Below are 24,976 nucleotides of genomic sequence, written 5' to 3'. Positions count from 1 at the left end.
CAAAGATGCAATAATCCCTCGCATAAGATGAATAATAAAAAATAATTGGAAATGTAGAAACGTTCATGTTTGAAAATAAAGGTGGGAAAGTTAATGAACAAATTAGACTCTATTTATCCTGTTGCGATAGAGCGGGCGAAACAGAAGGTCCGGGATGATATTATTTTTTACTTGCAGAATCAAGAAAAGATACCAACCTTTACGGACTATATTCTACAACGTAAGCATTATATTGAACAAATTTGGGTCAACGTTTGGATTAATCAAGCTTCCAATAAAACGCCCCGCATTGAAAAAAAGGATTTTTTACGTAAGCAGGGCTTTGAGGTTGAAGGTGTGGATCGCAAGATAATCAATAAATTATTCCGCACTGAGATAAAAAACTACCAGCCTTTTCCGATTGAGGAGTGGCTTTATGATACATATGCACATGACGAAGCACAATGGAAGGGATTGTATGAAAGCGCAAGAGTTGATTTTCAAAAACGAAAGGCAGATGAGGAAATCGCGGAGAAAAAGGAGCAGGCAATTCTAGAAATCGAAACGGAGGTTTATGCACTGCTTAGAAAGCAACACCAATTGTTCTATTTATATACTCGAAAATTGGTTGCTGATTATCTTAAACGTGATTTTGAAACAAGAACAAAATATCAAAGGCTTTCAAGCGAGGTGATTGAAGAACGTCTGTTTCCGCAAGGATTTTTTCTATCAAAGGACTATCTAATGGTAAAGGAATTTTTTTCAGAAGTAACCGGTGAAATTCAAAAAAGCAATGATTGGAGTACGGGCTATGAATATGAAAACTACTATGACATTTATGACTATAGGATTCAGGAATATTTAGCTGAGATAGTACCAAAACAACTCATTCAGCAACTATTAACTCAAGATCTCAAGTATGAAGTTACCATATTGAAAGCCGCTGTATTAGAAATAGTCAATGAGCTCCTCTATGATTTAAGCGGTGAATTATTAGGCTATATTGAGGATGAGTATGTTGAGGATTTATTGAAACTGGCTGAAATTTCATTTGATGAGAAACTGCACGAAAAAATCTTTTTTGCAGATGTTCAATTAAGAGAGAAGAGAAAAGCGGCGGAACAGGCTGAGAAAGAAAGAAAAAAAGCAGAGGAAGCAAGAATTTTAAAGGATATCTTTGAATTTGAGTTTTTGCCACCGGCAGGCAGAAATATTCATTATGTGCTCCACATCGGCGAAACGAATACAGGAAAAACCTTTCAGGCACTACAAAGGATGATGAATGCTGAAAGCGGTCTCTATTTGGCACCGCTTCGATTGTTAGCGCTAGAGGTTTACGACTTTTTAAATGCGCACGGTACCCCATGTACCTTAAAAACGGGTGAAGAGGAAAAAGTAACGCCTGATGCCAAGCACATCTCCAGTACGGTTGAAATGTTTCATGAAAAGGATACTTATGATGTTGTTGTGATTGATGAAGCCCAGATGATTTCTGATAAGGACCGCGGATTTTCCTGGTATAAGGCCATTACAAGGGTTCAAGCTAAAGAGGTTCATATTATTGCGAGTAAGAATGCCCGCGAGATGCTACAGCAGCTGTTAGGTGAATCAGATATAGAGGTGCTAGAATATAAACGTGATATCCCTTTGGAAGTGGAAGAAAAGGAATTTAGAATCAAGCAAGTCAAAAAAGGCGATGCATTAATTTGTTTTTCAAGAAAACGTGTACTTGAAACGGCATCGCGTCTTCAGCAGGATGGTAAATCTGTCAGTATGATCTATGGAAGTATGCCACCTGAAACAAGGAAGAAACAAGTCGAACGATTTATCAATGGAGAGACCAATATTGTCGTATCAACTGATGCAATCGGAATGGGCCTAAATTTACCGATTCGGCGAATTGTATTTTTAGAAAACAGGAAGTTTGACGGTACATCAAGAAGACTCCTCACTTCTCAAGAGGTAAAACAAATCGCCGGCCGTGCTGGTAGAAAAGGACTTTATAATATTGGCAAAGTTGCTTTTAAAGAGGATATTGCCAAAATGAGCAATCTTCTTGTAGCGGAGGATGAGCCGATTCAAGCTTTCGCGATTGCTCCAACAAATAGCATTTTTGAACGCTTTCAAAGATACTACCGTGATTTGGAAACCTTTTTTGAGCTATGGGACAAGTTTAAAAGTCCGAAGGGGACCAAAAAAGCATCTCTTTCAGAGGAAAGAGAACTATATGAACGGATTCGAGGTACAGAAATAGAAGCACGGCTTTCCTTAACCGACCTATATGGACTTTTACATCTGCCTTTTTCGGCGCGGGAGCCTGAATTGATTAAACAATGGGAAAGAAGTGTGCAAGCAATTGTAGCTGGACGAGAATTGCCGGAGCCACGATTGAAACAGCGAACACTGGAGGATCTTGAGCTTACCTATAAAGCTATTGGCCTGCATCTCTTATTTCTCTATCGGTTAAATAAGCGTACGAATGCTCTTTATTGGGAAAGGATTCGTGAGGAAACCAGTATGCTTGTACATGAACAGCTAAAAACGGAAGTGAAGAACATGCAAAAACAATGCCGTAAATGTCAGAGGAAATTACCGTGGGATCATCGTTACTCTATTTGTCATTCATGTTATGCAAAAAGGTACGGAGACCGATTTGAATATTGAGTGCTCGAGAAGGAATTTATGCAAAAATATAGTCATATGATTATCATCACAACTTTGGGCAGTGATATATGTTACTTTTATAATGAGAATAGTTATCAATATATTTTATTCTGCTGCTCCATGAGCATAGAAAATTAGATAAAAGAGGTGTGAAGTGTGAGTAATGAATTAGTTGAGCAAATATATGAAGTACTTGAAGAAGTGATGGATCCAGAGCTCGGAATAGATATTGTCAATTTAGGGCTAGTCTATGAAGTCGAAGTTAACGAAGAAAAGCAGGCATTTATCAAAATGACCATGACATCTATGGGTTGTCCAATGGCTGGTCAAATAATGGCTGATGCGAAAATGAAGCTGTCAATGAATATAAAGGAGTTAACAGATATTCAAATTGATATTGTCTGGAATCCGCCCTGGGGGAAGGACAAAATGTCTCGATATGCAAAAATTGCTTTAGGGGTACGGGATTAATGAAAAAAGGACACTTTGCTTGTGAGCTAAGTGTCTTTTTATTATTTTAAAATAATTGTATTTTTAATGTGAGTAGCCCATATTTCTTGATATTTCTTGGCTTGCAGCAATTATTTTTTTGGCAATAACTGGTATTTTATGTTGATTGATTCTTTGCTTTGGACCAACAATGGAAAGGGAAGCAATCACTTTGCCGGTATAGTCATAAATAGGTGCTGCAATTGTTACAACCCCTTCTGAAAATTCCTCAAAGCTGTAGGCAAAGCCGTTTTCTCTTATTTCCTTTAGATGTGCCCTTAATTCGTCTGGATTTGTAATCGTATGTTTCGTGAACTTTTCTAAGCCATTTTCAATAATAGTATTAACTACAGCATCGCTTGCGAAAGCCATGAATACCTTTCCTGAGCTTGTGCAATACGGAGGATTCCTTTTTCCAACATGGGTTAAATAACGTACTGGGTGGTTACATTCTACTTTTTGAATATAGATGACCTCCAAATTGTCAAAAACGGATATATGTGCCGTTTCACCAATTGTTTCGACTAATTTATGGAGTATGGGCTGTGATTCACGGTATATATCCATGTTACTGTTAATAACTCCGCTTAATGTGAGAATCGAAAACCCTAAGCGATAGGTCTTTTTTTCCGGATCCTTAAAGACAAAGCCTTCACTGGCTAGTGTTGCCATTGTCCTTGAGACCGTACTTTTATTCAATCCAAGTGATGTGGAAATTTCGCTTATCTTCTTTTCTGGTTCATCCATTGTAAAGCTGTTCAAGATTCGCAAAGCATTTTTTACAGAAGAAAGATAAGTTTCTCCTTCATTAGCCTGTGCCATGAGTAATCCTCCTCAATTCATTTCGTATAAAAAAACATGGTTGCTATATATGAAACAATATATCAAAAAAATCCCAGGAATAAAAGAGTGGAAATTGAGAATCCTTCATTCTTTTTACCTAGTTAATCATTTAAAAGCAGTGAAAATACAAAAAAATTGATCAATTTTTCAATTTGTTGCATATAGAGCAACTCGTGAGTTGTATATGAAACTCGGTAGCGTTATCATTACTCTAGAAAAACAAACCAATATGAATTATAATCAAGGAGGATGCTTAATTATGTCAGTTGACACTAAAAATACAATTGTTGAACCAATCGTAAAAGCGTTTGATTGTTTACATTTTATTGACGGTAAATTCGTTCCATCTGTTGATGGTAAAACATTTAATAATGTAAATCCTGTAACAGAAGAAGTATATGGTACAGTTGCTGAGGGAAGTGCAGCGGATATCGATTTAGCGGTTGCAGCTGCTAAACGTGCTTTTGAAGAAGGTCCTTGGGGAAAAATGAGCACACAGGAACGCTCAAAGATTATCCGTAAGGTTGGAGATATCTTAGAGGCAAGGCAAGAAGAAATTGCCCAATTAGAGTCATTAGATACTGGTAAGCATCTTAAATTCTCCCGTCACGTTGATGCTCCGCGTGCAGCAGCAAACTTCCATTTCTTTGCTGATTATATGATTTCTGTAGGAACAGAAGCATTTCAAGATGAAGTACACGGTGCGATTAACTACGGATTCCGCCGCCCAATCGGAGTAGTTGGATTAATCCAGCCATGGAACCTTCCATTATTCTTATTAACTTGGAAACTAGCACCAGCATTAGCAGCGGGATGTACAGTAGTCATTAAGCCTTCTGAATTAACACCAATGACGGCAACAAAGCTTATGGAAATCCTGAAAGAAGCCGGCGTTCCAGACGGAGTTGTAAACTTAGTTCATGGATTTGGACAAGGTGCTGGTAGTGCCATCAACAAACATCCTGATATTGCGGGTATCGGATTTATCGGTCAAGTGTCTACTGGTGCTAAGATTATGGAAGAAGCTTCTAAAACATTGAAAAAGCTTTCTTTCGAATTAGGCGGTAAAAACCCTAATATCATTTTCTCTGATGTAAATATTGATGAAGTTGTTGAAACAACGATTAGATCAAGCTTTACCAATCAAGGGGAAGTATGTGTCTGCGGTGAAAATATCTTTGTAGAACGTTCCATCTATGATGAATTCGTTGAAAAATTAGCAGCAAGAACAAGACAATTAAAAGTTGGTAACCCATTTGATATGGAGTATGACCAAGGGGCATTGGTTGCGAAAGTACATTATGATAAAGTAATGAGCTACTTCAAAATTGCGGAAGAAGAAGGTGCTACTTTCGTGACAGGCGGTAAGCGTCCTGAAGGTTTAGATAAGGGATATTTCGTTGAGCCAACGATTATTACGGGATTAGAATATGGTGCTCGTTGTACTCGTGAAGAAATCTTTGGACCAGTTGTTTCAATTATTCCATTTGATACAGAAGAAGAAGTCATTGCGATGGCCAACGATTCCCGTGTCGGATTAAGTAACACAATCTGGACTAACGATATCCGCCGTGCACACCGTGTTGCACAATCAATCGAATCTGGATTATCCTACATCAACTGCTGGTTCGTTCGCGACTTCAGAACTCCATTCGGTGGTACAAAAGACAGTGGGCTTGGCCGTGTCGGCGGTGTACACAGCTGGGAGTTCTATACAGAATTAACGAATATTTGTGTGAAACTATAATTCTATAACTGACTAAAGACATATTGCACGGTTATATGGTTACGACCGTGCGATATTTTCATAATCTTCACAGACGTTTCATTAATAAGGTTATTTTTAAAATTTACATAAGAGAGAGGATGAATGAAATGACAAGTAAAATTGAAAAATTTGCTGCGGCTCTTGCACAGGCAGAAGCAACTAAAGTAGGAACTGATCCACTTACTACTGTAGATCCGGAAATCAATGTGGATGAGGCTTACTACATTCAATTAGAAAATATCAAAAAGAAATTAAGTGAAGGACAAAAAATTGTCGGTAAAAAAATCGGTTTAACTTCTGTAGCGGTTCAGAAAATGTTAGGTGTTGATGAACCGGATTATGGTCATCTGTTAGACAGCATGGTAGTGGAAAACGGCGGAACGGTTGATATGAAAGACATGCTTCAGCCAAAAATAGAAGGTGAAATTGCCTTTGTTTTGAAAAAAGATTTAAAGGGTCCTAATGTGACAGCAGTTGATGTTATTCAAGCAACAGATTATGTGTTGCCGGCTATTGAAATCGTTGACAGTCGTGTACAGGATTGGAAAATCAAGCTGCCAGACACTGTAGCAGATAATGCATCTTCAGGACTATATGTATTAGGTGGAAAACCTACAAAGTTAGAGGATATTGATATTGAATTGCTTGGCATGGTTTTATATCAAAATGGTGAAATGATTAATACAGGTGTCGGTGCAGCGGCACTCGGCAGTCCTATTACATGTGTAGCCTGGTTAGCTAATCGTCTAGCCGATTATGATATTTCTTTGAAAGCTGGTGAAGTCATTCTTTCCGGAGCTCTTTCAGGTATGGTCGTAGCCAATGCTGGAGATTCATTCACAGCAAGATTTGCCCATTTAGGACAGGTTAGCGTTAATTTCAAATAATTCGTTCGAGATAAATGATTTTACAAGGAGGAAATAGATGATGGCAAATGAAATCATTAAGAAAATTACCGATTATTTAGTATCTGCAGAGGTAGAAAAGCGTGAAGTGGTAAAAGTAACTTCAACCATTAAACCGGATTTAACTGTTGAAGAAGCATACCAAGCACAAGAATTACTTGTTCAAACCAAATTAGATCAAGGTCACCGCATTGTTGGACCTAAAATGGGACTTACAAGTAAAGCAAAATGGGACCAAATGGGTGTATCTGAGCCTATTTATGGCTATGTTTTTGATTATATGCTAGTTGATAATGGCGGAGTTGTCCCATTCCAAATCCATCCAAAGGTTGAAGCGGAAATTGCATTCCTAATCGGCGAAGATATTGAAGGACCTGGAATTACCGGTGCACAAGTATTAGCGAAAACAGAATATGTTTTACCTGCGCTTGAAATCATTGATAGCCGTTATGAAAACTTTAATTTCACATTGACAGATGTTATTGCAGATAATGCATCTACATCTAGAGTGGTATTTGGTAATACATTGAAGAAGCCTAGTGAGCTTGACCTTGATTTAGTAGGCTCTACATTATCTATCAATGGACAAATTAAAGAATTAGGAGCAGGTGCTGCTGTATTAGGACATCCTGCTAATGCCATTGCCGTTCTTGCTAATATGCTAGCAAGAAAAGGACAAAAGATTAAGAAGGGCGATTTAATTCTTTCTGGTGCGCTAACAAGCGCTGTACTGTTAAACGTTGGGGATTTTGTATCAGGCAAATTTGACGGTCTTGGTGAAGTTACTTTCACAGTCGGTGAATAATTTAATCCTAATCATGAGAGGGGTATTGCTATGCCATTCATTCAAATTAACATTATGGAAGGTCGACCACCTGAAAAAATTACAGAATTAATCAGCAATGTGACAGACACTGTATCAGAAACTCTTGGAGCTCCGAAACAAACTGTTCGTGTATTAGTTACGGAAATGCCTAAGACACATTGGGGAATTGGTGGAGTACCTGCCAAAGACCTTGGAAGATAATTTCTCATATTATAAAAATCGAACTGATCTGACATCAGTTCGATTTTTTGCGTTACCCATCTTATAGTTTGAAGCAATTCCCATGAAAATATTTGCAATTTCTCTGCAAAACCTTCAATATTATTAGCGATACAACCATATACATACCTTGGATGATTATGAATGAATACTACATAAAGGATGGGTAACATGCTACGAAAACAAATAATGTTATACGTTGAGAGATTATTAGCTGAAAAACAGTCAGCAGAAGGTGAAAAATACTCTGTTGAATTGTATAAGGAAGAGAAGGATTACATTGAGCGGCATAGATTGCTGCCGGAGGACTCGTCTGTAATCCTTATTGAAAAAGATCCAGCTTCTAGGTTTCAACAAGTATATATTGAAAGAAGCAATAAAGAAACGGAAGAATTATTAGCTGAGGAATCGACCGCTTTTTTAGATCAGCCTATTGGATATTTTAAGCAGAAGCTTGATGAATTTATGTACTTGGAATCTCCATGGTTTGAGGTGATTGGTGTTGATGCGATTTCATTTGAAGCAGATAGTGTTTTTTACCATTATGATGTCATGCTGGGCTTAAAACTACCAAAAAAAGCAGAAAATAGGATCAAAGCCTTTTTAACTACCAATCTTCAGCAGGAAGATGCAACGTTTGATTTAATGTTTAGTGCAAATGACGGACTTTGGGATTTGAATTTTTCATTAAATAATCTAATGGAGTACAAAGAGAAATGGACGATACGGGAAGCCTATCATGCGATCTATGAGCTGCTGTTTCATTTGGTCGAGGAAATTGAAGAAGGTAGTTGAGCATTAATGTTTATACTACTTTCTAATTTCCTTCTTTACATTTTCTCAGTATAGCATTATGATTAATAAGAATATTAGAACATCTACTGGGGGTGCCCATCTTTTTGGGCTGAGAGAAAGACGGCTGTTTTTCAACCCTTTGGACCTGATCCGGATTATACCGGCGTAGGAAAGTAGGGAGTCAATCACTTTCTTTCTCGGCTACAACAAGTCAGGTCCAATAATGGGTCTGGCTTTTTTTACGTAAAAAAGGATGTTTAAGGAGGAATGGGAAATGAGAAAAACTATGGTACATGGACTGTTAAAAAGAATAAAAGAAATGAATCCACTCATACATAATATTACAAATATAGTAGTGGCTAATTTCTCTGCTAATGGGCTGCTAGCTCTTGGGGCATCGCCGGTTATGGCCGATGCTGTGGAAGAAGCAGCTGAAATGGCAAAAGCTTCTGCAGCTGTCGTCATCAATATGGGTACGTTGAATCGTGATACGGTAGAAGCTATGATTGCTGCTGGGAAAGCAGCAAATGAGAGTAATATTCCGGTCATTTTAGATCCTGTTGGTGTTGGTGCGACGTTCTTCCGAACTCAATCTGCTCAAATGCTATTAAAGGAAGTGCAATTTTCCGTTATTCGCGGTAATAGTGCTGAAATTGCAAATCTTATTGGAGAGAAATGGGAAGTAAAGGGTGTTGACGCGGGAATGGTGAAAGGTGATGTTTATAGCCTTGCTCGAGATGCCGCTAAAAGCCTTCATGCAGTAGTAGTTGTGACAGGAAAGGAAGATATAATAAGCGATGGTACCGTAACAAATGTTGTTTATAATGGTCATCCACTATTAACCAATGTTACAGGTACGGGCTGTTTGCTAACAGCTGTGATTGGGGCCTTTGCCGCTGTAGAAAAGAATTATTTGAATGCAGCAACTGCAGCACTTGTTTTCTATGGAGTGGCTGCTGAAATAGCCGCTAACAAAACAGAAGGACAGGGACAAGGTAGCTTTCAAACTGAATTTCTCAATCAGCTTTCACTTGTATCTTCGTCAGAAATTGATTTATATGGGTCATTTACTAGATTATAAGGAGGAGATTATCCTATGTATAAAGCGCTAACGATTGCAGGCTCTGATTCTGGAGGCGGTGCAGGAGTTCAAGCAGATTTAAAAACCTTTCAGGAATTGAATGTTTTTGGGATGACCGCTATTACAGCGGTTACAGCTCAGAATACATTAGGTGTACAGGGAGTTCAAGCAATATCGAAGGAAATGATTGCCTCACAAATTGACTCAGTAGCTGTGGATCTTGGTGTTGACGCATTGAAGACGGGGATGCTGTTTTCAAGCGAAATCATTCAAACAGTTGCAGAAAAGATTCAGCAATATGGCTGGGAGAAAGTGGTTGTAGACCCTGTCATGATTGCAAAAGGCGGAGCAACTTTGCTTCAGCAGGAGGCTATTACGGCGGTGAAAGAATACTTACTTCCTCAGGCATATATCGTTACACCGAATATTCCAGAAGCAGAGGAATTGACTGGTATTATTATCCAAACAGAGGCAGATAAGCTAGCGGCAGCAAAAAAATTAATCGATTTTGGAGTGAAGCATGTCATAATTAAGGGTGGACATGATAGCGATGTGAATGAAGCGGTTGATTTATTATTTGATGGTCATCATTCATATACATTTACAAGTCAACGAATTCAGACGAAAAATACGCATGGAACAGGCTGTACCTTCTCCGCAGCGATTACGGCTTGTCTTGCCAAGGGGTTATCTGTATATGATGCCGTTTCGCTTGCCAAAAGCTTTATTACGGCAGCGATTGAAGAGAATTTAGAGCTTGGTACCGGTCATGGTCCAACTAACCATTGGGCATTTAAACAAAAAGCAGGGATATCATGTTGAAAATACTAGACCAAGATAGTCTTAGAAAGGCGTTATCCTTATATTTTATTATGGGCTCTGGAAATACAAGGAGAAGGGCAAGTGTTGTGTTAGAGGAAGCGATACAGGGTGGTGTTTCTTGCTTCCAATTCCGTGAAAAAGGAACAGGAGCATTAGTGGGAGCACAAAAGTATGCTTTGGCAGAAGAGCTACAGTTTATTTGTCATAAGGCAGGGGTTCCTTTTATTGTGAATGATGATATTGAATTGGCTATGGCCATTCATGCGGACGGTGTCCATATTGGACAAGAGGATGAACCTGTGCAGCTTGTCCGGGAAAAAATTGGCGATAAAATTCTTGGTGTGTCTGTCCATAATATTGTCGAGGCGAATTTGGCTCTACAAGAAGGTGCAGACTATTTTGGTGTTGGTCCGATTTACCCAACAAACTCGAAGGACGATGCTAAAGCGGTTCAAGGTGTAAAGATTATTCGTGAATTACGAGAGGCGGGATATACAATCCCTATTGTCGGAATTGGTGGAATTACAGCCAATAACGCCGGGGAGGTCATAAGAGCTGGAGCTGATGGCGTATCGGTTATTAGTGCTATTAGTCTTCAAAGCTGTCCTAAATCGGCCGCAGAAAAATTAAAATGGAGTCTTGAGATAAGCTAAAAAAAAGAAAAAAGTGAATGCCTATTCAGATGTTCGCGTATGTTTAGTTTTCATAACAACATACGAAGGATTTTCTGAATAGGTTTTTTCGTTTCGTGGTCTTAATAGTTTGATAATGGACACAGAATGTTTACAAATAAAGAAAAAGTTCCATTATTTTAAATATATAAAAGGAGGTGAATTAATCTTGTTAGAATAAATATTAATAGTCTATCATTTACTTACTCTGAAGAAAGTAGAAAGTTAATTGTTCTACAGCTCGAATGGATTTGTTAGAAAGAGGGGAATGGAATGCATACAACAATACATTTTATTGATCAAAATCATTCTAACAGAGAACGAAGTCTCCATATTCAAAATCGATCCATTATTGTTGATACATATGCATTTGGATCCTTTAGAAAAGATTTGATTCGTAATATAGGACTTGAACGGACAAAGGGTTTTTTATTCCGCTATGGTTGGAATATGGGAATCCGGGATGCAAAGGAATGTAAAGAAAAAGAGCAATATGACACCATACAAGAATTAATTGAATATGGTCCGGTCATGCACTCAATGAAGGGCTATGTTGAATCTAGAACCTTAAAATTGGAAATAAGTAATGAAACAAATGTCAAGACGTTACAAATGGACAGTGTTTGGGAGCATTCCTTCGAGGCCGATGAACATTTGCGGCATATTGGAGCTAGTACTTCACCAGTCTGCTACACACTTTCAGGCTACGCGAGCGGATTTGTATCAGAAATTTTTGGCGAAATGGTGATTTTTAAGGAAATATGCTGCAGAGCTGCTGGTGCAAGTGAATGTATCGCAATTGGTAAAAGTTGTTCCCTTTGGGGAGATGAAATTCAAGAGGAGCTCTATTATTTAGAAGAAACACCCATTTTAAAAGAATTAGAGCTAACCTATGAAAAATTATTGCAGGAGCGTGATCAATTGACGCTTGTGCTGACCATTCATAAGCAATTAACGGAGGAAGTAGTCAAAGGAAGTAGCTTGGAAACCATTATCGAAGCTGTGTTTCGATTAACTAAAATACCAGTGATTATTCATAATGTCCATGGGCATCCGATGACATTTGCCGGTTTCAATAAATTATCGCAAAAGTTTACTCCTAATGGTTTATTTCAATATATCAACAAAAATATGTCGAAAAATTCTGTTTTGCAAACCTTCCAACCGATGAATGACCAGCAGGAACATTTTAAAATGCTGACACATCCGATTTATTTACAAGAAAAAAGAATGGGATATTGTTCTTTTATGATGAAAGAACAGCAATACGAGTTACAGGAGCTAGCTAAGCTAATTATCGAGAAGGTTACTTCTATTTGTTCGCTTTGCTTCCTTTTTGAGAAAACAAAATTAGCCTCCTTGGAACAGATGAAAAGCTATCTATTAAAAGAAATTTTGAGCGCTCAGTATACGTTAGAGGATGAACTGGTCTCAAAAGCAGGGTTATTTCATTTTGATTTAACAAGGCCATTCTATTTAGGGATTATTGGTTATGCCTTTAATGATCAGGCTTTTCAAAATGAACAGGGCTTCTGTCGAGAAGTTATGTCCTCCATATCGCATTATTGCACGAAACAAGGGCACGACATCTTACTGGATCAAACCAATCACTCTATTACTTTATTTGTCATTGATTATTTCGAGAGTAAAAAAGCAAGTTCTTCTTTTTTTCATGAGCTACTTGAATTCCTACACTCAAGGTTCCCAGGCTCTCATTTTTATATGGGAATCAGTAAAAAAACAAACACCGTTCAATTAGCGCCCGCGGCATATAATGAAGCACTTGGTGCATATCGTTTGATATCAAAAGACGATCAAATAATCTTTTATGATAATCTTGGAATGGTTGGAACGTTGATTAATGAAAATAACACAAAAAATGTTAAAGAAATGGCCCTTGCCTTACTAGGAAATATCGAGATGGACTGTCAAAAAAATGTTGAATTGATTAGAACCCTTTACTTATTTTTAATCAATGGGGGCAACTTAGAAAAAACCGCTGATAATCTAGCATTATCAATTAGTGGTTTGCGCTATCGAGTAGGGAAAATTGAAGAACTTCTGCAAGAGGACATCCGCAGTCCACTTGTCAGCTGTCAACTGCTTATTGCGATACAGGCATTAATTATTTTAGGTGAGTTAGATATAAAAATGACATCAATATAAATCTCATACTAAAAAGTAAGCCGTACATTTTGCTTCGCAAGACGGGTCGGCTTTCATTTTGTGAACGTATTTTGCTTTATGATATGATAATAGATGAGCTGCGGTCTTATCCTGCTTGATTAGGCCATTTGGAAATCGATAGATTAATAGGGTCATCGATTGAGAAGTATGATTTTTTTGGTTAAACAGGGGTGATGGATGTGAGTCAAAAAGTCCTTGAGCTAAATACAGATGAGGATTTGAACAACGAAGAGAGTTTTTGGGAGGGTGTAAAGGATTGCATCCCAACTCTGCTTGGATATTTGAGTATTGGCTTTGCTGCCGGTGTTGTAGAAAAAACAGCAGGTTTAAGTATTGCGGAAATTGCTTTGATGAGTCTGCTTCTCTATGCCGGTTCTGGTCAGTTTATTGCTGCCGGGATGATTGCGGCAAGCAATCCAATTTCAGCGATTATTTTTACGGTTTTCTTTATTAACCTTCGTCATTTATTGTTAAGTGCTGCGATTGCGCCTTATTTTCGTCATTTGAGCCCGTGGAAAAATATGTTTGTTGGCTCCTTGCTGACGGATGAAACCTTTGGGGTGTCAATATCCCGCCTGCAGCATAAAAAACAGGCAAGCTATAAATGGATGATAGGCTTGAATATTACAGCATATTTAAATTGGCTAATTGCCAATATTGCTGGTGGATATTTTGGCAAGTGGATACCAAATCCGGAAGCCTTCGGTCTTGATTTTGCTTTACCGGGAATGTTCATTGGTCTTTTAGTTATTCAAATTTTAAGTCAAAAAAAGTACTTCGTGGACATCATGGTCGCCCTTAGTGCAGTTGTTATCGTTATTATCGTTAGCTTCTTTTCTACTGGAAGTACAGGTGTTATGATAGCAGCCATATTGGCTTCAACAATAGGGATGGTGATTGAAAAATGGAGGTAAGATGGACGATTCTGCTGCTCATCCTTGGTTGTGCTTTAGTGACATTTATTCCACGTGTATTGCCATTGATGCTACTGAGTCAAATGGAATTACCTAAATGGGTTATTCGATGGTTAAAAAATGTACCAGTTGCGGTTATGGCTGCCTTATTAGCGCAAGAACTGCTATTATCGGAGAATCAATTCTCATTAACTGCTAATATCTTAAAATTAGTAGCTGCTATTCCCGCTTTTGCCATCGCTCTCTTGACAAAAAGTTTATTAGGAACCGTACTAGTTGGGGTTATTTTTATGATGGTACTTCGGTTTGTTTTTTAAATAACCCCATAAAAAGGAGGCTGGGACAAAACTAGCTTCTATAAATGAAAAAGGTGAAATCGCGCAGTCGATTTCACCTTTTTTCATTTTATTCTTGGTTTATGCGACTGAGGGGTTACCCCCTTGCCGCATATTTTCTTAAATTCACGGCCATCAATGCGAGACCGATTTCATTCTCAACCTTCGGTTTTCCACGAACTGAAAATCGTGTGAAACCTAAATTAGCCTTCAGGAACCCGAACACTGGTTCTACATCAATTTTACGTTGACGATAAATTGAACCGGTTTCTTCTTCTGAAAGCTTATTTCGTACATATTCTTTTTGTTGTTCCCATTTCTCATTTACCATGAGCCTACGATTCGTACCTTCTCTCGCTTTTGTACATAATGATCGCAACGGACAATCTGTACACTCTTCGCATTCATAAACCTTAAATTGACGCTGGAATCCTGTTTTATCTGTACGTGTTGAATGGTATTGAAACGTCAGTTGTTTCTCATTGGGACACGTGTAGGTATCACTCGCTTCTTCATAAGCCCAGTTACTTGTTTTGAACGGATCCTTTTTGAACTTTCTTTTCTGCTCATTTAAGTAGTGATTGTATGTAATCAATGGCGTTCTATTACGTTTCGATAAAATATCTTCATAATTCTGTTCACTGCCGTAACCGGCATCCGCCACAATATGTTCTGGTAATTCAAAGTACTGTTCTTCTATTTGATCAAGGAAGGGCGTTAATGTTTTCGTATCGGTTGGGTTAGCGAAAACACCGTACGCTAATGTGTATTGCCTTTCGGTTGCGATTTGTACATTATAGCCGGGTTTTAGTTGTCCGTTTTTCATATAATCGTCTTTCATTCGCATAAACGTCGCATCTTTGTCTGTTTTTGAATAGCTGTTACGTGTGCCAAAAATCTCAAAATCCTTTTCGTACTTCTGCTTACGTGTAATCCAGTCATATACTTGTTTCACGATTTGCTTGGGTGTTTTTCGTTCACTCCGTAATTGTTTACGCATAGCGACATCATCGGAGCGGTCAATTTTTTGTGAATAGTCCTCGACAACCTCTTCTAACTTTTTAGCGATTTGTGTGAGCTCTTCAATCGACAGCTGCTCCTCATCTTCACGTTTTATTTCTGGAATGATTTGTTTTTCAAGTAGCTCGTTGTACAGTTGATTTGATTTTTCAACGAGATTATTGTGATGCTTCTCCACAGCTTTCTTCCAAGTGAACGTGAATTTATTGGCATTCGCTTCAATTTTCGTACCATCAATAAAAATAGCCTCTTGATCAATGAGCTTTTCTTGGACCAATTGACAACGGAACTGGACAAAACATTGGCGAATTAGCTCTTTCATATTAGGATCAACTCGGAAACGATTAATCGTACGGTAACTTGGCTCGTAGCCTTGTGCCAACCACATCATACGGATACTGTCTTTCGTCAAGTCTTCAATTTTACGACCAGAAAAGGCGGATTGCGTATAACCACATAAAATAATTTTAAGCATCATGCGTGGGTGATAGGATGGGCAACCAGTATAACGGACGAAGGAATCGAAAGCTTCGTGAGGAATACTTTCAACTAAATGGTGGATAGAAAAGGCGATATCATTTTCTTGTAATCTAACTGCTAAATCTAGAGGCAAAACTAGTTGATTCATGTTATAATCTTTAAACATAAGGACCCTTCTTTCTGATTTTATTTGGTGTGGTAACTTAATTTTATCAGAAGTGGTCCTTATTTAATGTAAAAATATTTAAAACCGGTGAAATTTTACTTGTCGTAAAATTTCACCGGTTTTTTCATTTCAGAGGAGGGTTTTGTCCCAGCCTCTTTTTTATGGGGTTATGCTTTAGGTTTCAGATTCATCCATACATTGAAGGCAAATAATAGGATGGCGAGCACCATGACTGTTCCACTTGCAGCAACGACAGGTACTAATGCTTCTTGACCAAGTATTAGGAAAAAAAGTCCAATCATCATAATGGGAAGAGCAATATTATGAAGCCAAAAATGAGTCTTTGCTAGCTTTGATGTAGACAGCTCAGGATAAATACTGTAAATCGCCCCGATTACTGCTAATGACAGCCAGCCCAATAAATTGACATGGGCATGAACGCCAACAAAATCATAGGAATGTGCCATTGACATGTACAAGCCTAAACCAACGCCAATAACAAAATATAATGCGGCAATCTTGATCAAGCGATTTCCCATCTGAAAGCCCCCTTTGTTGTTCAATGGATACATTTAAATATATGCTGTTGATTATAGAAAAAGACATTTGTTCAAAGGGAATGGTTTTCAACTTTATCATACTCAAGCCTTGTCGCAGGGTTTCACCTGTTTCCTCTTTCGATATTAGGTGTTTTTTATACAGAAAAGATAGGAAATAACATTCAAGATGGGTGTTTTCATCATACTATATAGGTAAATCGTTTATTTTGTATGAAAACAGCAGGAGGGGACAATGTGAAGAAAAATAATTACCGCTTTGAAACAAAGGCCATTCATTCAGGCTATCAAACTACAGCCCATGATGGCAGTTTAGTACCTCCCATCTATCAAACATCTACATTTGCGTTTAACGATGCGGAGGAAGGGGAAAGAAGATTTGCTGGACACGAGGATGGCTTTATATACACCAGGTTGGGTAATCCGACCGTAAAAATCCTCGAGGATCGCCTCGCAGAATTGGAACGTGGGGAGACTGCTTTAGCCTTTGCTTCTGGAATGGCAGCAGTCTCTGCTGTATTAATGTCCTTGACCAAAACAGGCGATCATATACTTTGCTCTAAAGGGGTGTATGGATGTACCTATGGACTACTGCAATTATTAAAAGAAAAATATTTAATTACCCACGATTTCTCATTAATGGAGACAAAGGAGGAGCTCGAACGCTGCATCCTTCCCAATACAGCCTGTCTCTATGTCGAAACCCCCATCAATCCAACGATGAAGCTCGTTGATCTAGAAATGATAACAGAAACAGCAAAGGCAAAAGGAATTCCTGTTGTCGTCGATAATACCTTCTGCTCTCCTTACCTACAAACCCCGCTTGCACTTGGCTGTGATGTGGTCATTCATAGTGCAACAAAGTATATTGGCGGCCATGGTGATGTCATTGCTGGTTTGGTTGCAGGCAGCAAGGATTTTATCGGACAGCTCGCTCGCACCACCCAAAAGGATGTTGGTGGAGTTCTTTCGCCGTTTGATGCCTGGCTTTTATTAAGAGGGTTAAAAACACTACCTGTGAGAATGGATCGTCATGGTGAGAATGCCAAAAGGCTGTTTGAGTATTTAAAGCAGCATCCAAAGGTTGAAGCGGTTCATTTTCCCGGTGATCAACAGAAAGCGGATTATCCAATCATGAAAAAACAAATGAAAAATCCAGGTGCTATGATTTCTTTTACCATAAAAGGGACAAAGAAAACGGCGCAAATGTTTATGAATCAATTACAGTTAATTAAGATTGCTGTTAGTCTTGGGGATGCAGAGACGCTTATTTCTCATCCGGCCACGATGACCCATTCTACAATACCTGCTGATGAACGAAAAAGGATGGGCATAGAGGATACTCTGCTACGTTTGGCGGTCGGGCTTGAGGCATGGGTGGATATAAAAGAGGATCTCGAGCAGGCGCTGGCAAAAATTTAGCTCTATTGGACAACGACACTAATTTTTAGTGTCGTTGTCCTTTTTTTATCTGCTCAAATAGTTAAAAAATAGGTAAAAGTATATAAACCTTTGTCCATACCGATTTAGTTTTTACGCATATACAATAGTAAGTCGAAAGAAAAGCGTGGGATTGGTTTCAAAAGCCTTTCCAGGTTCTTTTGATAATTATGTTAAGGAGTGATATGTTATGAGAAAAAATAGCAGTTATTATAGAAGTCGTAAACAACATGGAGTGGGTACAACATCATATGTAGTAGAGGGCACAACAGTTAATTCAGACCTTCTTCCAATACCACCGTGGAAAAGTGCCGTAAAGCTTGATTATCCTTTTGTAAATGCTTCTGTCCCTTTAGCCGATATTGATTTAGAGGTGGATGTGGAAGCGGAAATTCCTCTGCCTACAAGTGTCCAAGAAATTAAATCGATCCGTAAAAATGTTACATTAACACAATGCAAGGCAGTCCCATCGTCCTATTCCCCAAATATTGTAAAGCTATTTATTACTGGAATTCTGCATAAAAATATTCAATTTATTACGAGTTCTTATACGAACGTAAGGGATTATAGTGTTGATGTTGAGTTTTCAACCGTAAAAACGGTAGAGCTTGATAATCCTGTTATGGGTCCATTTGGTCAGGAGGACATTGAATACAGTCAAAAAACAGCTCTTTATGAATATCGTGAAGCTAGCAAGAAAGGTCATGGCGCAAATCCGTATGTATCCGGTTCTGAAACCTTTGAATTCTTCAATGAGCCAATAGAATGTACGCTCCTTGGTACAAAAGTGAGAGAAATTGATTTATTTAAAGATGTTGACCGTTTCGGAAGGTTCAATTGTATTACAGAAAAAGCGGAGATTCGCTTATTCCTGCGTTTATCACAAATGCAAAAGTTGGTTCTTAATGATAAGGATTCAAAAGGGAACAAGGGATCTAGTGACAATTCAAAGGATTCGGGTAATAATAAAAATTAAGAAAAAACTTAACCCGAGCAAAAATCCATCCTGGAAGGAATCAGGATGGATTTTTGAATAATAACTGGAAACTACGCTAATGATCTGCTAATTTAATATACTGGTTTTGCAGTATATGAATGAAGAAAGAAATTCTCCCTTGGACATTAAGCTGTCCGTTTTCTGAAATAAATTCATTGTGCCAAATAATATTGAAATGTATTAGTTCAGTTTGAATGGGGTGAGCATATTGTTGTGAAGATTCTTGATGAAATTGTATACTTTGGCATTGATTCTCGTGGTACATGAATTCTGCTTGCTGACTGCTAGGTAAATCAGGTAAATTGAGCCACTCGATATTTTCTGTACTACATATTGGTACCTGCATTTTGACTGTTTGCAGGGAACTGCTTCCAGCTTCGTCTAGATATTCTATATCAGCAAACAGAATCGCTTTTATGAATAGACTTCGCGAGGGTAAAGGTACATGGCATTCTATGGAATGAACGCTCCATTCAACCTTTGTAATTTCTTTAATTGGTAACTGAAGATGAAACGAGTCAAAGATATCCATTTCTATGTTGGCTTTGCTGAGTAATATGGGCATTTTAACAAACGGCATGACTTCCTGTTTCGTTTCACATTCAATGCTTGAAGATGATTCACAAGCTAAAATGGAAGATTCCTCTTTTATGATGGCTTCGACCACTGAAGAGGATTCTTCTAGTCTAGAAGAATCAAATGATTTGGATGAAGATTCATCCAGTTGGGATGAGGATTCTTCAAACACTATCGCCTGATCTTCTTTGAAACCCATATTGTAAAAGTCGGATTCCTCAAAATAGGATAAGAATTTATGCGGCTGATATGAGCTTCCTTTTTCTTGTTCAATTAGATCTTCGAATGAAGAGGATTCAAGCATTGCGATTTCTTTATGGACGGATTCGTAATCAGCTGATGATTCAACATCGTGCGGATCATGCCTTTGCTCCTTCTCATCTTTGTGATTGACCGAATCCTCCATTTGTAGCGGTATTTCCCTGCTATGAGCTGAGCTTTCTTCTACTAAAAACTCTTCCTTATCCTGTGATTTGACCGTCTTTATTTCTATATCGTTAACGACAGGTGGGTTAAACAGTATTGGACCTGCTGCTTTACGGGTCTTGTACTCTTCATTAGACTTTCGATTTGTCGGTTTGTCAGACTTTTCATCGGTCATATCCTTTGTTTTTTTGCTACTCCGATTATTAATAGCATAGTCGTAACCCCTATAACCCATCATTGGGTATGGGTAGGGGGGTGAAAAGGCCTGATACTGGTATGGAGGATATGGTACGTTTCTTCTTCCTTTTTTCATTTCGTATAGGAAGGACTGCTATAGTAGCCTCCTATCTGTACACCTCCTTTTCCCAAAAGGTATTTTTTGACAGCTTGAAAGGGAATTATACAGACCAAGGTTGTATAATTCCTTTTCTATTGCCATGTTATCCTTCAATCACAGTCAAGGTCCCAATCATGATCACAGTCATGATCATTTGTTGTAGAAGAAACACGAATTTGTTGATTTTGGAGAACCTTTACCTTAAAATAAATGACCATTTTTGATTCGGATCTTGTGAAAGTTCCTTCATCTAATACATTAGGGAAATCCTCTCCATCTCGATTGAGTGCTTCATCCCATTCAATGATCTTACTTGATAGCAGCTCACAGTAAGGGAGTTCATTATAATATTGACTGCTTTCTTGATGAAACTGTGAAAGATCGCTTGACAGCATTTCGTCTTTCTCCGGATACCCCATAGGTAACGGCTGGGAGACAAAGAAATCAAATTCCTGGCGTTTATTTTTTTCGGGCATAACGGGAGATGAAATAAAATCCTTAACCTCTGTAATGACTTCAAATGGTATCTGCTCCGTTTGTGACAGGATAGTTGATTGAATGCTTGGGCTTTCCTGTGGGCAGCCACCGTTGCTTGATGAGGAAACAGTCACCGTACCAGACCCAGCGCCAGATATTGGCGTTGCATATTGAATATTTTTACGAATATAGCCTTTAATAAATAGCTTATTCGTTGGTAATAAGAGACGGCATTGAGTGATCACTAACCTTTTCTTTACATCTTTTATCTCCAATACGGGATCCCGGAAAATAGTAACGTGGGTTTTATCAACCTGTAAATCTAGTTCAGCTAATACAACGGGTACCTTTGTCACAATTTTACCTAATGATACTTGTGGATAACGATGCTTTGTCTTTTCACAATCGCAGTGATCGTCACAATTATGGTTATGTTTTTTATAATCTGACATCATATATTCCTCCTCAGGGCTTCAGAATAGTGTATTCTATGCCGTACAAATGACTATGTATGGGTATTCGCCCAGAGACAACGGTACAAAAACAAGTGAAAACGTCTCGATTGAAGATTTCACTTTGTTTTTCCGTAAATAAATTTATTTTTTATTTATATAAATGGAATGAAGGAACCAATCCAATAGTTTGGAATATAAATGAATAAATCATTTAGGTAAAAAAACAGCATTATCATGCCTCCCAATATGGTGTACATGATAATGCCGTTTCTTCCTTATATGAATAATAACTTAATCCCCATTACCATTGCCATTATTGGCCACATCTAATACGATCTGTTGATTCTGTAGAACTTTAACGGTAAAGGATAAGAACATTTTTTCAACCATATCATGGAAATAACCTTCCTCGAAAGGTGCTTCGCCATGAAGCGGTTTCCGGTCAGTCGCCTCATCCCATTCCGAAATCGAACTGGAAATCAGCTCACAGTATGGCAGCTGATTGTAATATTGGGTGCTCGTTTGGTGGAACTGGGATAAGTCACTTGAAAGGAAGCGGTCTTTTTCTGGGAAGCCTTTTCCTAGTTTTTGAGAGCGGAAAAACTCATATTCAGAACGGGAATTTAATACAGGTCTCTGCGGTGGTGTAAGAAATTCATCTTCAGGGATAAAGGTTGAAAATTCAAAAGGCAAGTCAACCGTGTGTGATCTCATTTCAGAAGTGACACAATTATCAGAAGCACGATAAGTCGGTGATGCATATTGAAAATTCTTTCTCACAAACCCCCTGACAAATAAATGTCCTCCTCCGTTTGGACCAAAAGGACTTTCACCTTCTGCAACTGGATTTAACATCAGGCTACTTTGAATAATTTTTACTCTCTTCTTCACATCCTTGATTTCTAATACAGGGTCGTCGAAATGAATATTCGCACTTAGTGTAGTATTAATGGTTCTTTGTGCTAGAGTAACTGGTACATGCGCAATGACATTTCCTGCACCGTTACCAGGTGTTGTAGTTGGATCACTCATTGTGCTGCCGACTTCATCTAATGTTGATGAGATATTTAAATCGACACAATCTTTTTTATGCTGCTCGCTCATTTATTCTTCCTCCTTAATTCTATCTTCCATTTATCCTATGCATGTTTACTTTCTCCGCTTAGATGTATGTATCAGTGTAAACGTGGAATTTGGACAGAAAACGGAAACCTTTTTTAAAATAGGTACTTGCACAACAAACTGCCCATCTTGCATAAGATTCAGAAGGAGGTTGATACCCGATGAAAAACCAACATTTTCTAGCTGTAGATATTGGAAACAGCTGGTACAAAGCGATTGCATCAGATGGTGGAATGGTAAATGAATACCAAATACCAAATGCCTTGGCCTTGTTTGATGAAGAATATTATGAGAAACCATATGATGATGAAGATGTAAATTTTGAAGAGAATTTGATTATTGAATTAAAGAGTCATGCGATTGTTGATAAGCGAGAAATTTATTATATCGGTAAAAGCGCTGCAAAACAGCGAGATGTAAGTTTAACAAGCATTAATAATCAAAAGGTTGATGAAGATCGTACTTATATCCTTTTATTTGGTTTAGCAGCCTATCATGCGGTATTAGTTAACCATGAAGATACAGAGATTAATTATCATATTGATCAATTGGCTGCATCATTACCAACGACCCAATATAAAGAGAAAAAGGATATCTTCAAACAGCGGTTGATCGGTACTCATACAATTATTTTTCATAAAGTACCTGGGGTTTCTGAGCCGAAGGAAATCACGGTCAAGCTCCATGTCCATGATGTAGTGATTGGTGCAGAGGGAGCATGCGCCTACCTTGGACTTACAAGAGATCAGGATACATTAGGAATACATGATGATTCCATTGTCAAGGATTCGCAAAAAGGAGTAATCATAGGAGATTTAGGCGGCGATACGGTTGATTTTGTCGGCATTAAAAATAATAAACCAGTTGCATCGATAGAAGGGGAGCCATTTGGGATTAATCAGTTCCTTGACCATATCATTCAAAAGGTGAGTAAAAATGAACTTTATCGGTTTGACTCCCGTTCAGAATTAGAGGAAAAGCTGGCAAAAGGCCAATCAGAATGGTATGTAGAGCCGTTTGCAGGAGTAAAGAAGGATATTAGTAAATATATTATTCCACAATTAAGAGCGATGGCTAGTAAATATTTGGAGTATTTCGACCGTGTCAGAAGCAGTTCAACGGAAATAAAAGGAGCAGCTCGGTATATTGCCGTTGGCGGTGCCGCAAAATTAGCCCAAAAACAAATCCAGCAGGCAGCTGTCAAATGGGCAGAAAGAGGTCGCCCCATTCAGCTCTATTTCCCAGAAGATATGGAGAAGCTGAATGTACTTGGATTGATGATTCTGGCCAAAATGAACCAATTGAAGAAAGAACAGGTAAGCACAGTTGATTATGAAACCATTAAGGTTTAAAAGTAGAAGGTGACGGAAATGTCGAAAATTCACACAGATTACGTCAACAAAGTGGCGATTATGATTCCAGAAAAGTTCATCGATGTATCAACAGGGGAATCGTATGCTGTTTCGCAAAAAGTTCAAGAACAAATTGAATATCATGCCGAAAATAGTACTCTTGTCCACCTTGTGATGTCTGCACTTACTAACTATCTGCATCCAAAGAAGCCGAGTGGTGGGAGCGGGAGTAATGAAGAGGTTTTATCCGAGTTATTTGAAATAAAAAGACTGCTTCAGGAACGGCCTTCCCAGCCAATTAACAGAGCTTTGCAGCAAAATGTTCAGCAACAGAAATCAATCAAAGCGGGCATTGATGTCGACTTAAAGGAATTAGAGGAAATCCTCGAGGCTTTTGGTGGATAAAAAAATGAAAAGCTGATTCATAATGAAGGGCTAGAATGAACAATGGGGAAAATCTTGTAAGTAAGGTTACTAACTTCTGAGATTTTATCCAATGGATACTTCTTCCTCGTTAGGTTTCAGCTTTTAATCCTTTCGCATGTTTTTGTGTCAAATAAGCAAGAAGAATGGATATTCTCCGCTAGTAAAATAACGTTTATGACAGGGCTTACATCCTTATTATCAAAGGGTTTTCACCCCTTTGATTTCTTGACAATCTTTACTAAAAATGATAAATTTTATTTAACCGTTATGCATCGTGTTAGATTATTGCATGCTGCTTATTCACAGGTTTGACCGTAGTTTGGATGAGTAATGAAAGTAAAACTATCAACGTTGTAAATGGTAAAATTTTTTTGGCATAGCAGCCACTAGGAGGATTTTTTTTTATGAAAAACGGTAAAGTAAAATGGTTTAACTCAGAAAAAGGCTTCGGATTTATTGAAGCTGAAGATGGAAATGATGTTTTTGTACATTACTCTGCAATCCAAGCTGATGGTTTCAAAACACTAGAAGAAGGTCAAGAAGTTTCGTTTGAAGTAGTAGAAGGTGCTCGCGGACCTCAAGCGGCTAACGTAACTAAAATATAATTCTCTTAAAATAGGTATCTAACAGCTCAATCAATCGTTGAG

At 38.2% G+C, this 24,976-nt stretch carries 23 protein-coding genes, 1 pseudogene and 1 riboswitch; of the genes and pseudogenes, 18 read left to right on the top strand and 6 right to left on the bottom strand.

Annotation, left to right across the window (positions count from 1 at the left end; all coding sequences use genetic code 11):
- The first annotated feature begins 93 nt into the window (after window positions 1-93).
- Both BQ5321_RS14690 and BQ5321_RS14685 read left to right on the top strand, forming a co-directional pair.
- Window positions 94-2,643 carry a helicase-related protein gene (locus BQ5321_RS14690; RefSeq protein ID WP_071395183.1) on the top strand — a complete coding sequence of 850 codons (2,550 nt, stop codon included), beginning with the start codon at window positions 94-96 and terminating at the stop codon, window positions 2,641-2,643.
- 156 nt (window positions 2,644-2,799) lie between these two features.
- Window positions 2,800-3,114: a metal-sulfur cluster assembly factor gene (locus BQ5321_RS14685; RefSeq protein WP_071395182.1), complete on the top strand. Its 315-nt coding sequence runs from the start codon at window positions 2,800-2,802 to the stop codon at window positions 3,112-3,114.
- A gap of 63 nt (window positions 3,115-3,177) precedes the next feature.
- Here BQ5321_RS14685 and BQ5321_RS14680 read toward each other — a convergent pair whose 3' ends face one another.
- Window positions 3,178-3,954, bottom strand: a complete 777-nt coding sequence (locus BQ5321_RS14680; protein WP_071395181.1) for an IclR family transcriptional regulator — start codon at window positions 3,952-3,954, stop codon at window positions 3,178-3,180.
- 280 nt (window positions 3,955-4,234) lie between these two features.
- On the opposite strand from BQ5321_RS14680, the gene BQ5321_RS14675 reads away from it, so the two are divergent.
- The 11 genes from BQ5321_RS14675 to BQ5321_RS14625 all read left to right on the top strand — a co-directional run bounded on the left by BQ5321_RS14675 (window position 4,235) and on the right by BQ5321_RS14625 (window position 14,480).
- The gene (locus BQ5321_RS14675; protein ID WP_071395180.1) at window positions 4,235-5,722 is read left to right on the top strand and encodes an aldehyde dehydrogenase; all 1,488 of its coding nucleotides are present in this window, start codon (window positions 4,235-4,237) and stop codon (window positions 5,720-5,722) included.
- Window positions 5,723-5,850: 128 nt separating this feature from the next.
- Window positions 5,851-6,630, top strand: coding sequence for a 2-keto-4-pentenoate hydratase (locus BQ5321_RS14670; protein ID WP_071395179.1), 780 nt, complete (start codon window positions 5,851-5,853; stop codon window positions 6,628-6,630).
- A gap of 40 nt (window positions 6,631-6,670) precedes the next feature.
- Window positions 6,671-7,453 (top strand): 2-keto-4-pentenoate hydratase, encoded by a 783-nt coding sequence (locus BQ5321_RS14665; RefSeq protein ID WP_071396934.1) that lies wholly within the window; start codon window positions 6,671-6,673, stop codon window positions 7,451-7,453.
- A 24-nt stretch (window positions 7,454-7,477) separates the two neighbouring features.
- Window positions 7,478-7,675, top strand: coding sequence for a 4-oxalocrotonate tautomerase (locus tag BQ5321_RS14660; RefSeq protein WP_261798760.1), 198 nt, complete (start codon window positions 7,478-7,480; stop codon window positions 7,673-7,675).
- Window positions 7,676-7,864: 189 nt separating this feature from the next.
- On the top strand, window positions 7,865-8,488 hold the full coding sequence (locus BQ5321_RS14655) for a branched-chain amino acid aminotransferase (protein WP_071395177.1): 624 nt from the start codon (window positions 7,865-7,867) through the stop codon (window positions 8,486-8,488).
- A gap of 78 nt (window positions 8,489-8,566) precedes the next feature.
- Window positions 8,567-8,677: riboswitch (TPP riboswitch) on the top strand.
- An 85-nt stretch (window positions 8,678-8,762) separates the two neighbouring features.
- Complete coding sequence (gene thiM, locus BQ5321_RS14650; RefSeq protein ID WP_071395176.1) at window positions 8,763-9,569, top strand: hydroxyethylthiazole kinase; 807 nt, start codon at window positions 8,763-8,765, stop codon at window positions 9,567-9,569.
- 15 nt (window positions 9,570-9,584) lie between these two features.
- Window positions 9,585-10,391 (top strand): bifunctional hydroxymethylpyrimidine kinase/phosphomethylpyrimidine kinase, encoded by an 807-nt coding sequence (gene thiD, locus BQ5321_RS14645; RefSeq protein ID WP_071395175.1) that lies wholly within the window; start codon window positions 9,585-9,587, stop codon window positions 10,389-10,391.
- Complete coding sequence (gene thiE, locus BQ5321_RS14640; protein ID WP_071395174.1) at window positions 10,385-11,044, top strand: thiamine phosphate synthase; 660 nt, start codon at window positions 10,385-10,387, stop codon at window positions 11,042-11,044. Before thiD ends, thiE begins: the two co-directional genes overlap by 7 nt.
- A 291-nt stretch (window positions 11,045-11,335) precedes the next feature.
- Window positions 11,336-13,228 (top strand): XylR N-terminal domain-containing protein, encoded by a 1,893-nt coding sequence (locus tag BQ5321_RS14635; RefSeq protein ID WP_071395173.1) that lies wholly within the window; start codon window positions 11,336-11,338, stop codon window positions 13,226-13,228.
- Window positions 13,229-13,428: 200 nt separating this feature from the next.
- Complete coding sequence (locus BQ5321_RS14630) at window positions 13,429-14,163, top strand: AzlC family ABC transporter permease (RefSeq protein WP_234978417.1); 735 nt, start codon at window positions 13,429-13,431, stop codon at window positions 14,161-14,163.
- Entirely contained in the window at window positions 14,154-14,480 is a 327-nt protein-coding gene (locus BQ5321_RS14625) for an AzlD domain-containing protein (RefSeq protein WP_071395171.1), read from the top strand. Before BQ5321_RS14630 ends, BQ5321_RS14625 begins: the two co-directional genes overlap by 10 nt.
- A gap of 124 nt (window positions 14,481-14,604) precedes the next feature.
- Here BQ5321_RS14625 and BQ5321_RS14620 read toward each other — a convergent pair.
- Both BQ5321_RS14620 and BQ5321_RS14615 read right to left on the bottom strand, forming a co-directional pair.
- A pseudogene (locus BQ5321_RS14620) lies at window positions 14,605-16,164 on the bottom strand (IS1182 family transposase); the annotation flags it as partial.
- 167 nt (window positions 16,165-16,331) lie between these two features.
- Window positions 16,332-16,703, bottom strand: a complete 372-nt coding sequence (locus BQ5321_RS14615) for a cytochrome-c oxidase (protein ID WP_071395170.1) — start codon at window positions 16,701-16,703, stop codon at window positions 16,332-16,334.
- A 255-nt stretch (window positions 16,704-16,958) separates the two neighbouring features.
- Between BQ5321_RS14615 and megL the strand changes: the two genes are divergently transcribed.
- Window positions 16,959-18,143: a methionine gamma-lyase gene (megL, locus tag BQ5321_RS14610; protein ID WP_234978416.1), complete on the top strand. Its 1,185-nt coding sequence runs from the start codon at window positions 16,959-16,961 to the stop codon at window positions 18,141-18,143.
- A 208-nt stretch (window positions 18,144-18,351) separates the two neighbouring features.
- Window positions 18,352-19,137: a CsxC family protein gene (locus BQ5321_RS14605; protein ID WP_071395168.1), complete on the top strand. Its 786-nt coding sequence runs from the start codon at window positions 18,352-18,354 to the stop codon at window positions 19,135-19,137.
- Between the two features lie 76 nt (window positions 19,138-19,213).
- Here BQ5321_RS14605 and BQ5321_RS14600 read toward each other — a convergent pair whose 3' ends face one another.
- From BQ5321_RS14600 to BQ5321_RS14590, 3 genes are all read right to left on the bottom strand, one after another.
- Window positions 19,214-20,473 carry a hypothetical protein gene (locus BQ5321_RS14600; protein ID WP_071395167.1) on the bottom strand — a complete coding sequence of 420 codons (1,260 nt, stop codon included), beginning with the start codon at window positions 20,471-20,473 and terminating at the stop codon, window positions 19,214-19,216.
- Window positions 20,474-20,607: 134 nt separating this feature from the next.
- Window positions 20,608-21,429 (bottom strand): CsxC family protein, encoded by an 822-nt coding sequence (locus BQ5321_RS14595; protein WP_315970107.1) that lies wholly within the window; start codon window positions 21,427-21,429, stop codon window positions 20,608-20,610.
- Window positions 21,430-21,720: 291 nt separating this feature from the next.
- Entirely contained in the window at window positions 21,721-22,533 is an 813-nt protein-coding gene (locus BQ5321_RS14590) for a CsxC family protein (RefSeq protein ID WP_071395165.1), read from the bottom strand.
- A 179-nt stretch (window positions 22,534-22,712) separates the two neighbouring features.
- Between BQ5321_RS14590 and BQ5321_RS14585 the strand changes: the two genes are divergently transcribed.
- From BQ5321_RS14585 to BQ5321_RS14575, 3 genes are all read left to right on the top strand, one after another.
- On the top strand, window positions 22,713-23,903 hold the full coding sequence (locus BQ5321_RS14585) for a ParM/StbA family protein (RefSeq protein ID WP_071395164.1): 1,191 nt from the start codon (window positions 22,713-22,715) through the stop codon (window positions 23,901-23,903).
- 18 nt (window positions 23,904-23,921) lie between these two features.
- The gene (locus BQ5321_RS14580; RefSeq protein WP_071395163.1) at window positions 23,922-24,308 is read left to right on the top strand and encodes a hypothetical protein; all 387 of its coding nucleotides are present in this window, start codon (window positions 23,922-23,924) and stop codon (window positions 24,306-24,308) included.
- Between the two features lie 425 nt (window positions 24,309-24,733).
- The gene (locus BQ5321_RS14575) at window positions 24,734-24,934 is read left to right on the top strand and encodes a cold-shock protein (RefSeq protein WP_071395162.1); all 201 of its coding nucleotides are present in this window, start codon (window positions 24,734-24,736) and stop codon (window positions 24,932-24,934) included.
- Window positions 24,935-24,976 lie beyond the last annotated feature (42 nt).

Origin of the sequence: Bacillus tuaregi (assembly GCF_900104575.1) — a bacterium.
Classification (GTDB): domain Bacteria; phylum Bacillota; class Bacilli; order Bacillales; family Cytobacillaceae; genus Bacillus_BD; species Bacillus_BD tuaregi.
The sequence above is the reverse complement of the archived record's forward strand: the minus strand, read 5'-3'. Positions and strand labels throughout refer to the sequence as shown.